The sequence below is a fragment of the Ruegeria sp. AF1 genome (genome assembly GCF_056542125.1).
Genome location: NZ_JBQFZG010000003.1, coordinates 248,082 through 258,161, shown reverse-complemented (window position 1 = coordinate 258,161; position 10,080 = coordinate 248,082). Strand labels below are relative to the sequence as shown.

Here is a 10,080-nt window from a genome sequence, read left to right as displayed (position 1 = left end):
TAAGCGATATCCAGAGAATATGTCCAAGGGGAAGGTTGTCGATGACCCAATCTTGGTTGGTTGATACGCCCTATGGTAGTGCTGCCGCAAAGGATCATCATTGACAAAAGGGGGGCTAATTCAGCCGGGATTAGGGCGCTCAACTAGATACTCAGGGGCTTTGGGCGCCCGATCCCGATCGAACTGACCGGGCGGATATCCCTCAATAACACCACATGGGTGAAGTAATCGTCCCGACCAACGGCATGAAGCTTTGGTTGTGACGCGCGTTCGAGGGCAACTGAGATGCGCTCGACATTCTGGCCTAGGTTCGCCGCAATGCGAGAACCGACGTATGCAAACTGCGGAAAGTTGATGCCGCCGAACTATCTGCCTGAACGCGTGGCTCGGGCTTTTTCCATTAATTTGGCAATGCTGCCTGTATTACAGCTGCGGCGAAGTGCAACAATTTCTAAGAGATGTCGACTCTCGTCAGACCGGGCGCGGACTGTCCGGTGTCTGGCAGGTTATTGTTTTTTGCAAACTTATTAGTTTGATTTGATGGCGGAGACGAAGGGATTCGAACCCTCGAGACCCTTCCGGGCCTACTCCCTTAGCAGGGGAGCGCCTTCGACCACTCGGCCACGTCTCCGCCGACGGGTATATCCGTGCAAGCAACGGATATACAAGGTCAATTCCGCAGTGTTTAGATTTTTTTACAGATCCATCCGAACTCTTTGAAATAGAACGGAATCGCACCGGCTTGCATCCGCCATTGGTACGAACTGGTTCACTTTCTTCCGGACTGATGCAGTTCGCAATGTCTTTAGAATCGCGGGCCTTGCCTGTGGCATCAGGCCTGGTTTGCGAGATTCTGAGACGTGGCAAGTCTACAGCGGCGTTCAAGTGCTCGGTTGGCTTTGCAACGTGAGACCGGGTCACGGTTTTTTGCGTGATAGCGTTCTGTACGCCGGCGTGAAGCTGGCAACTTATTGAAAAAAAGTAGAAAACACATTCCCTTTTTGGAAGTCACGATCCGGTAACGCCGTGATGCGATTCGTTCTGGTGTCGATGAGGAGAACATCATGTCGCAACATACCGTTCCGTCTGAACCATGGCAGAACCCTTATGAAGCCCATCAAAAGGTAGGCCGGGGTCGACGCCGTTTGAGTGTGTTGGCGCGTTCCTCTCAGGAGGTTTTCAAGGATCACAACGGTGAATCGGACCTTTTTGAAGGAACATGGCCCACGAATTTCTCGAAGGGGTTGCGTCATGACGTAAACGGAATTGTCGACGCGCAGGTCTATACCGAGTTTCTGGAAGAAGTGGCTGATCCGACCTGCACCGACAATTTTGGCAATCGGTTGGCGTTGTTCGACATGCCAGCCTATTCCGGGCCCTTCCGCACCGCGCCATCAGAGGGTGGTGAATTTAGGTGGCGTGCGTGGGAAGGGCCAATCCTGGGCCACCGGCTTGGTCTCAACGGATGTGACGCCGGGGGTTTGGGTATTGCCCCCGCGCCCCGGCTTGGCTCGGATGAGCTGGCGGCGGAGATGGCCGAGATCTACGCGATGGCCATTCTGCGGGATGTACCGTTCGAATCCATCAGGGATGGTGTCGGTGATGCGGCCAACGTGGCTGGTGCCCTTGGTCAGTTGGAATGGTTCCGGCGCGATGGCAGCCCTCGGGACGCCGATGGCGCTGAGATTGGAAAGGTTTCGGCGGCGCGGCGGGTTCGGGATGGTGGCGGCCTGACCCCTCCAACCCTGTTTCGTGGTTGCTCGCAGGGCTGTGCGCAGGGGCCGTATCTGTCGCAGTTCCTGGTACAAGGCCACGATCCACTGACAGCAGATCAAGCGCGCCGGCAGAAGCATAAGCTGACGCTGGCAATGGCCGCCGGGCCTGTTCCCTTCGGCGCTTTGAGGATCGACCAGAAGATCTTGCCGCAGGCGGCGGGCGTGGACTATCTGCGGGATTGGGCTGAGTGGCTGGACGTTCAGAACGGGGCGGACACGACGGCCGAACAAGCCTTTGAGAGCGACGGAACGAAATTCATTGAAACACCGCGCGACCTTGCCTCTTACGTGCATTTTGACAGAATTTATCAGACTTTTTTCAATGCCTGCCTGCTGATGCTTGGACAGGGCACTCCGACAGACGAAGGTCTGCCTGAGGATGGATATGCCGGTGTGCGTGATCCTGGCTCTACCTGGGGCGGCGCGCATGTTTTGTCCCTGCTGACGGAAGCCGGGGCACGGGCCCTGAGGGCCGCGAAACGTCAGACGTTTCAGGTGCACAATCGTGCCCGGCCTGAAAAGCTGGGCAGTGTGACGAGTTTGATGGCAAACGGTCACGGCGCAACTCTCGGCGCGGCCGAGCCTTTTGCCGCGGCTCATCTGAGAAAACTCGAAGCTGCGGCAAGCGAAGGTTTCAGTCTTATGGATGCAATCGCCGCCTCGCCTTCGGTGAAGAGGTTTGCGCATAACGCCATTTCCCATAAGGGCCTGCCGCGAAATAACCGTAACTTGCTGCTGCCGGTTGCTTATCCCGAAGGCTCGCCAATGCACCCGTCTTATGGGGCGGCTCATGGTGCCGTTGCCGGGGCATGCGTCACTGTGCTCAAAGCTTTCTTCAGAACGCACGCTTTGGATGGATCACGGGTGTCTTTGGCTTCGGCCGGTCTTCCTCGGGTCCTTGTGCCAGCTGCGGGGGGTAAGACCCTGATCGACACGACCCGACCGGAAGACAGTGCAGACTGCCTGACGCTAAATGGCGAGTTAAACAAGCTCGCTGCGAATATTGCACTTGGGCGCAACTTGGCGGGCGTTCATTTCTACAGCGATTATTTCGACAGTATCCGGATGGGTGAGCGTATCGCGGTCGGAATACTGGCAGAGCATATGGCAAAATCACCGGCGTCATCGAAAGTGTCGCTTGAGACTTTTGACGGCGATCATCTCAGCATCTTGGGTAATCGGTCTTCTGGCAGTGAAATCCACGTTGCCAATAGTTCGCCTGAGTTGTGGTGGACCCGCCATCTGCCAGAGCAGGCAGGTTGGGGCGGATGAGGTTTCAGATTTTTTCGGAGGGAGTTTTTTCATGATGCTTCCGTGCCCGTCAACGATGATGATCTCTCGAACCAGGCTGGAACTGCCGTGGCAATTATTGATGGCAGATCAGCCCTGCATTTCAGATACGGATCGGTGTTCGGTGATGGCTGTTTTTCAATCGCCAGGTTGCGCCGATAGGGGGGTGAGTGAAGCTGCCCTGTCGGATTGGAACTCGAGAATTGAAGGGATGTTCGATGGCAATGGAGTGAGCCCGTTCTTGGTCATGGACCCAGACGACATCTTCGACGGTCAGATATCGACGGGGTTCAAATGGTCTGCCAACCCGCGCGAACCCCGGGATTGTCTGGGCGAGGAGTTGGCCGCCAGTCTTTCGGATCAGGGATGGGCAAGCCGGGCTGAACTGCACAATGAATTTTTAGAATATGTGCTGATTTTACGTCCCGATTCCGACGGCAAAATGCGGCCGAAGCGCTTTGTCGCCACGACCGAACTGATGGAGTGGTGGAGAACCATGGCAGTGTTCGATCTGAATCACTTCCTTTCGGTCGTCGAAACCGTATCCAGATGTTCATATTCCTGCGAAGAGCTGTTCGAGGTTTCGCGAGCAGATTGGTGCGAGATGGATGTGCCTCAACGCATCGCTCGTTTTCACAAAAGACTGGTGGGAACAGATTTTGCCCATCCACCAGAGCATCCGTTGAATATCGAACATGCTTTGTTCATGACCACAGAGACAAACAGCCTGAGCGACCTGATCGCCACAATGCATCTTTCCTCATTCCCCTATGTTGTCGGCCATGGCGAAAGCAGAAGGCCCGCGCGGCTTTGTGAGGTGTTACATTTTGCCAACCGACAGGATCTGTATTGTCGCCATGCGGGATCTGGTTTGGCGGGTGAAGCCCTTGATCTGGCCTTCTCCATGGGAGCGGCGACACCGACAGGTCGTGCGATGGCATTCGTGAATCCTCTGGGGCTTTATTTTCGGGCGTTTCACATTTCCGAACTCTTCGTGGATGCGGTGAATGTGCCGACAGATTGGGTGCGTTATCCGCGCGGTGAAGCTGGAATGCCCATGCGCCTTGAGTTCGGGCCGGGCGACGATGATCCCCGGTTTCTGGACGATATCACCATGGGAACAGGGCCAACCGCACGGCCTGTGTCGGGTTACGCGCTTGCCAGCCTGATCGAAGTTGGCCCCTTGATAACAGTAGCGGCCAAACCACGCGCGATCACAAGGGTCGAATTTGTTGAAGTCCCGCCTGTTGATCCAGGCGCCATCGTTTGTGGACTTCCAGAAACCAAACGATGCAAACAGATTTCTGAATTTGCGGACCGGACCGAAACCGAGGTCTTTGGCAACGTAGCGCTAACTCGCCAATTCAGTCACTGACAAAGGTTTCAAACCGGCACGGCTTTGACCACGGGCAAAGGTATTTCCGGCGCCGTCATATCGAATATGGCAATCGGACGCCCGGCAGCGTTGGCCGCCGCTGTCAATACAGCCATTAGCGTCGGGTCGGGGCTTTTCCAGGCATCCACATCGAAAGAGGATGCCGGAGTTGGCGGGCGATTGGTTTGCGCGCCGCGATACAGTCGGAACAAGCGTGCCTGTTCCTCATTCATCGCGTCATCTGTCACGCCGGTGTGGTCAAGCGTCACCATATTGCGCCAGGACACAACCGCCTCGCATGCCGCGTGCCAGACACCTGTCGCCAGATCGGCGGAAAAAGCCGTTCCATAGGTTGGCCGCCCGCCATCCGCATCGGCGCAGACCGCACGCAGTAGCAAGCCGACCGCCGGAACCACGCGAAGGTGAACGCTCAGATTGCGCAGGTAGGTGTTCAGCCAGCGGGTCAGATCGCGCGGCAGCGCTGTTTCGGGCAACACTTGGTCGAACCCACGTGGTCCAAGCGCGTGTTCCAGACATTCAAGCGCGGCCCATAGCGCAGCGGCCTCATGCGTTGGTCCCGCTGCGGCCCCCTTCGACGTGATCTGCCCGTCGCTGCCCGGCGCACCCAGAGCAAGGGCATCACGTGGCAGAAAATGCGTGGCACCGTCCGATGAAATCAGGCTCTCGCGGGTTTCAGGCGAATCCGCGCTGTATTGCAGCGCATAACGTTCGATCGCCTCGAAACCCGAAAGCCGCGCGGCTTCGTCCCGGTTACGCGCAGTGCCGAAGGACACGCGATGTTTCATTGCGCCAGCGGGTGGCACTGTTCCGTTTCGCAAATTGATCATGCGAAAGGCGGTGTGGATCGGAGCACCTTTGGGAAATTCAGCAAAAGAAGGTCCGGAAATAAGCCCTGCGTTTTCGGCCAGTTCAATCAGCGCGTCGGTCATTTTTGTTTCCGGATAGGTATGTAACGAGTTATACAAATGGTTGTGGTTGTTAAGAAAGGACTTTTAGTATGGCTCGTTTGACTATTAATCCGAAATACACACTTAAGGATCTTGGGTGTGAAGTTTTGAACGCCGCCCGGAGCAACGCGCTGGGGTCGCCAGAAGATCGCGATGCGGCTGAGCAGAAGATACATGACATCCTTTCGGATGTCGGTAATCCTGCGGTGGAGTTCGTCTATGATTCCAAGGACAGGGTTCACATTGTCATCCCCGATCTGAGCGAAAAAGAGCCAGACCCAAATCCCGATCACCAGTCATGGTGCTGCAAGCTGGCCTATGAAGCGATGGGTGGCATTGTCGTTTATGGCTGTGGTTCCTGACCGCAGTGTCTGAACTTGTCTGAGGAGTTTATTTGAGTAAGGCAAAAACCAAGATATTCCTGACCGGTCCGTTTCAGGTGATTTGCGACGACGGCCAGGATGCAACACCACGCGGCACCAAGGCGAAAGCGCTTCTCGCCTTGGTGTTGTTGTCTAAAAATGCTGTTCGCAGCAGGGCCTGGCTGCAAGACAAGCTTTGGAGCAAAAGCTCACCCGCACAGGGTGCGGCATCGTTGCGCAAGGAACTTAGTGTCTTGACCAAGCATCTGGCCGGGTTCGGTCTGGGGTTTCTGGACATCGGGCGCGAGAATGTCTCCATCGACCTGAAAGCGCTTGAAATTGATTTGTTTGATGAACCGCTTCAACCGGATCGCGCCGAGCTTCTGGAAGGGTTGGATGTTGCAGACCCGGAATTTGAAGACTGGTTGGCCGTTGAACGGCAAGCTTATTGGGATGTTGGTTTTGATGAAAACGCGCCCGTTCCGGTTGGCGCGCGCTTTCCATCCCATTGGGGGCGCCAGAGACCAGCAATTGTTGTCGAGCCGTTTGAAGTAATTGGTGACGATAACAACATCAACGTGGCGGCGGCCTCGATCCGGGACGAATTGCTTTTCCTTTTGGGCACGTTGTCGGATGTCGTTGAATTGCGCGATGCGCGAAGACAGGAAGGGCCTGTCGACGGTTATATGCTAAGCGGCAGCGTGGTAGGGGCCGAAGGGCTGCGCGTGGCAGCACAATTGACGTCAACTGTGGATCAGGTGTGCCTGTGGACCGAACGTTTCCGGTTTCGGGAAAAGGATACGTTTGACGCCGTTGAAGAAATCGCAATGAAAGTTGTCGAAGCGCTTCAGTTGCGGCTGCGGGATGGTCACTGGTCCGATATCTGGTCAGCACACGCTACATCCACCGAAGTTTGGACGGCATTTCAGAATGGCCGCATTCAGGAAAGCCTTACGACCAAGGACGGCCTGTTTCGTGCCATCCGCCAGTATGAGGTCTGTTTGCGGCGCGATCCGGACTATCTGCCTGCGCGGATCGCTGTCGGATTCTGCCGCCTGGATCTGATCCGGTTGGGCATGGAAGATTCGCCGGAACAAACGCTGGCTCTGGTCGAGGCCGACTGCGCCATCATGCGTGAAAAACACCCGGCGGATCCCTATTGTGCCGCGCTCGAAGCGTTTACCCAAAATGTTGCTGGCCATACTGCCAAGGCTTGCCAGCTGATGCGCAAGGTTCTTGAGCGGTTCCACAGCAGCCCCGAATTGCTGGGCTATTATGGTGTCTTGTTGATGTATGACGACCGGCTTGAGGACGGAATAGCCACGTATCGGCAAGCTCTTGCGTTAACTCCGCACCCGCCGATCTGGATCGAGGCGAACTTGTCAATGACCCTTGCCCTCTCGGAAGACAAGGCAGCATGGCAGCACGCGCATAATGTCTTGCGAGTGGACCCCGGCAGCGTGCGGGCGCGGGTCGTGTTATGCATGTTGTCCGCTGCGGCAGGCAACCAGTCACTGGCACGTCGGCACGCCCGTCGCATCCTGGAATTGCAGCCCGGATTTACGGCCGAGCGCTGGGCCTGGCCCGGCTGTTTCAAAAACAGAAAATACTATGACGAAGGCGCGCGACTGTTGGCCGAAGCTGGTCTTTGATGGCGTTTATTTGTCTTCCAGCACTTTACGGGCGACGCGGAAACACTCCAATGCTTGCGGAACGCCGCAATAAATCCCGACCACGTGGATGATGGCGCGTATTTCTTCTTTGGTGACCCCGTTGGTGATGGCGCCGCGGCAGTGGATTTCCCATTCATGCATCTTTCCCAAAGCGCCGATCATGGATAGGTTCATCATCGACCGCGTTTTTGCGTCGATCACGTCATCCCCCCAGCCAAAACCCCAGCACCAGGCGGTCATGGCTTCCTGAAACGGGCGGGTGAAATCGTCAGCCGCTGCAAGGTTCTTTTCTACATACTCTGCGCCCAGTGTATTCTTCCGTTGTTCCAACCCTTTCAGGAACAGGTCTTCGTCAAATAAGTCGGCCATTGTGGGTCTCCGGTTTGTCAGCGTGTCAGGCGGTGTTTGTATGCAGGATCGTAGTGCGAAATTATCAACTGGTGCATCTGTTTTAACCGGTGTGGCTGGTCCACTATGTCGTTATACCTGCGTGGCTTTAGGCCAGGGCCGGTCGATTTCGCAAGGGTGCCATTCCTTGAGCATCAGCGTGGTTGATCTATCCGCTCAAGGGCAGGGCAAACAGGTTATGTCTGCCAAGGGCGGGTTTCATTCCACGGCCTCGCGCATCCATTGTTGCAACTTGGCGATTGAGTGTTCGGACATCACACCGCAACCCGGATCCAGCACCAGCGGGCCGGGGCGGTAACCGCGAGATCTGAGGCCGCGATGGACGGATTCCACAAGCCGGATGTCTTCTTCGACCGTTGTTTCCCTGTCCTGAACGGCCAGTTGCCGGATCACCGCGCTTTCCGAACCACCTTCAGTGTACCAACCGCGCCAGACGGTGCAGTGATCCGTGTCACTTGCGTGCCAGTGATATGTGTTCAGCACATTGCCCGGGTAGCACTGGAACGAAAACATAGGCCACAGGAACCAAGACTGGTAATCGCCCGCATGAGGCACCGACAGGTCGATAGGGTAAGTCATCTTGTCGAGACTTTGACATTCGGTCGTGTGGCGCAGCACGAAACCGCCGCCTGCATCGGGTTGGATGTCGTAGGTTTCGGGCTTGACGACACCTTCAGCAAAAGTCGGGTGGTTGGTCGGGCAGTGATAGCATTCCGAATAATTCTCGACGCTGACCTTCCAGTTGCAGTGTTCAGGGATCTCGACCCATTCCAGCGGCTCAAGCTCGTCGATATGTGGGACAAATGTACGGATTTCCTGCCGCACTCCGGGATACCAGTCATCCATCGGGGCTGCGTTTTCGTCGAGATTGACGAAGATGAACCCATTGAAGATTTCGGTCCGGACCGCCGTCAGGCAGATTGCACTGCGGTCAAATCCGGGGACGGATTTGATATTTGGACCCGCGCGCAGCTGGCCGGACAACTCGTAAGTCCACGCGTGGTAAGGGCAGACGACGACGCGGGTGTTTCCTGCGCCCGAGACCATTTCGTGCGCGCGGTGCTGGCAGACGTTATAGAAAGTGCGAATTTCGCCATCGCGTCCGCGAATGCAGAACAGGTTTTGCCCGGCGATCTCAAAAGCAAAGTAATCCCCTGTTTCCCGAACCTGCGCGACATGGCCTGCGAACTGCCATGTTCGGGCCAAAAGCCCCTGTATCTCCTTCTCGAAAATGGCGGGATCCGTATAGTAGCGCGCGTCCAGTGAATGGGTCAGGGGTACATTCATTCGGGTTCCTCCGCATAGATGCCAAGCTGATGGCGGCGACGATGGAAACGTTCGACCCGTTCGACGATCTCGTCGCTGGATACCGCGATCACGAAAGACAGCAGCGTTTCCAGCAGCGCGATGGTCGAAACGGATGATGGGAAAAACTGCGGCGTATCTGCTGCGACGACAAACCCGTGATGGGCGTTCCGGATCACAGGGCTGGCCGGGCTGTCTGAGATACCTATGACAGTCAGGCCCTGCTGACGTGCCAGTTTGACCGCCTCGATCACTTCGGTTCGGTAGGGATGACAGGTGATCGCAATCAGCACGTCCTGTTCATCCGCCCATGCCAGATCGTCTACCGGGGTTGAACCGGGGCGGGGGATTGCATGAAACTGCTTCATCCCGGTCGAAGCCAGATAGGTAAAGTTGCGCGCGTTGGAATTGTTGACGCCCACGCCGAGTGTGAAAATCTGGCGACAATTCCAGATAACTTCGGCAGCAGATTTCAGGCGGTTCGCGTCGATCCCTGCAAATGTTTCCTCGATATTCCGGATCGCGGCGCCGATCATATCGGCATACAGGCCGCCCAATTCACCGGATTTGCCGATGTCCTGAAGCCATCTGGCACGGTCTGGAAACGACACGCGCCCTTTTCGGATCGCGTCGCGAAAGGGTTCGCGAAAATCTTCGTACCCTTCAAACCCCACTTGCCGTGCCATGCGCACGAATGTGTTGGGTTTGACCTTTGCCGCCTCGGCAATTTCGCGCACGGTTGAGACCCCTACATCCGCAGGGTTTTCCAGAACGTAACGCGCGGCTTTCTGCGCCTCAGGGGTCAGGGCGTCCCACTCTTCGGTCAGGCGGTCCAGAACAGTGGATGATACATTTGTGTCATTCATGATTGACGATGGTACAAATGTGGAATTAGCCTGTCGAGCAGAAAAGCGACTCGGGAAG

Annotated in this window: 8 protein-coding genes and 1 tRNA gene; 4 read left to right on the top strand and 5 right to left on the bottom strand. The window is 56.2% G+C overall.

What is annotated here, in order from left to right:
- Positions 1–541: 541 nt before the first annotated feature.
- Positions 542–631: transfer RNA gene (locus ACR0BK_RS08130), tRNA-Ser, on the bottom strand.
- A gap of 433 nt (positions 632–1,064) precedes the next feature.
- Between ACR0BK_RS08130 and ACR0BK_RS08125 the strand changes: the two genes are divergently transcribed.
- Together ACR0BK_RS08125 and ACR0BK_RS08120 are read left to right on the top strand one after the other, a co-directional pair.
- The gene (locus ACR0BK_RS08125) at positions 1,065–3,047 is read left to right on the top strand and encodes a phosphatase PAP2 family protein (protein WP_480554279.1); all 1,983 of its coding nucleotides are present in this window, start codon (positions 1,065–1,067) and stop codon (positions 3,045–3,047) included.
- A 184-nt stretch (positions 3,048–3,231) separates the two neighbouring features.
- Positions 3,232–4,440: a hypothetical protein gene (locus ACR0BK_RS08120; protein ID WP_480554278.1), complete on the top strand. Its 1,209-nt coding sequence runs from the start codon at positions 3,232–3,234 to the stop codon at positions 4,438–4,440.
- 8 nt (positions 4,441–4,448) lie between these two features.
- On the opposite strand, the gene ACR0BK_RS08115 is transcribed toward ACR0BK_RS08120, so the two are convergent.
- On the bottom strand, positions 4,449–5,390 hold the full coding sequence (locus ACR0BK_RS08115) for a YcaO-like family protein (protein ID WP_480554277.1): 942 nt from the start codon (positions 5,388–5,390) through the stop codon (positions 4,449–4,451).
- Between the two features lie 68 nt (positions 5,391–5,458).
- On the opposite strand from ACR0BK_RS08115, the gene ACR0BK_RS08110 reads away from it, so the two are divergent.
- On the top strand, positions 5,459–5,770 hold the full coding sequence (locus ACR0BK_RS08110) for a hypothetical protein (RefSeq protein ID WP_480474903.1): 312 nt from the start codon (positions 5,459–5,461) through the stop codon (positions 5,768–5,770).
- 32 nt (positions 5,771–5,802) lie between these two features.
- The gene (locus ACR0BK_RS08105; protein WP_480554276.1) at positions 5,803–7,422 is read left to right on the top strand and encodes a hypothetical protein; all 1,620 of its coding nucleotides are present in this window, start codon (positions 5,803–5,805) and stop codon (positions 7,420–7,422) included.
- A gap of 6 nt (positions 7,423–7,428) precedes the next feature.
- Here the strand turns inward: ACR0BK_RS08105 and ACR0BK_RS08100 are convergent, their stop codons facing one another.
- The 3 genes from ACR0BK_RS08100 to ACR0BK_RS08090 form a co-directional block, all read right to left on the bottom strand.
- Positions 7,429–7,812 (bottom strand): carboxymuconolactone decarboxylase family protein, encoded by a 384-nt coding sequence (locus ACR0BK_RS08100; protein ID WP_480474905.1) that lies wholly within the window; start codon positions 7,810–7,812, stop codon positions 7,429–7,431.
- Between the two features lie 237 nt (positions 7,813–8,049).
- Positions 8,050–9,138 (bottom strand): aromatic ring-hydroxylating oxygenase subunit alpha, encoded by a 1,089-nt coding sequence (locus ACR0BK_RS08095; RefSeq protein ID WP_480554275.1) that lies wholly within the window; start codon positions 9,136–9,138, stop codon positions 8,050–8,052.
- Positions 9,135–10,022, bottom strand: a complete 888-nt coding sequence (locus ACR0BK_RS08090) for a MurR/RpiR family transcriptional regulator (protein WP_480554274.1) — start codon at positions 10,020–10,022, stop codon at positions 9,135–9,137. The genes ACR0BK_RS08095 and ACR0BK_RS08090 overlap by 4 nt, the downstream gene beginning before the upstream one ends.
- Between the last annotated feature and the right edge of the window lie 58 nt (positions 10,023–10,080).

Coding starts and splice junctions, on each gene's coding strand:
- ACR0BK_RS08115 (WP_480554277.1), bottom strand. CDS start 5,390: ATGACCGACGCGCTGATTGAACTGGCCGAAAACGCAGGGCTTATTTCC.
- ACR0BK_RS08095 (WP_480554275.1), bottom strand. CDS start 9,138: ATGAATGTACCCCTGACCCATTCACTGGACGCGCGCTACTATACGGAT.
- ACR0BK_RS08110 (WP_480474903.1), top strand. CDS start 5,459: ATGGCTCGTTTGACTATTAATCCGAAATACACACTTAAGGATCTTGGG.
- ACR0BK_RS08100 (WP_480474905.1), bottom strand. CDS start 7,812: ATGGCCGACTTATTTGACGAAGACCTGTTCCTGAAAGGGTTGGAACAA.
- ACR0BK_RS08125 (WP_480554279.1), top strand. CDS start 1,065: ATGTCGCAACATACCGTTCCGTCTGAACCATGGCAGAACCCTTATGAA.
- ACR0BK_RS08090 (WP_480554274.1), bottom strand. CDS start 10,022: ATGAATGACACAAATGTATCATCCACTGTTCTGGACCGCCTGACCGAA.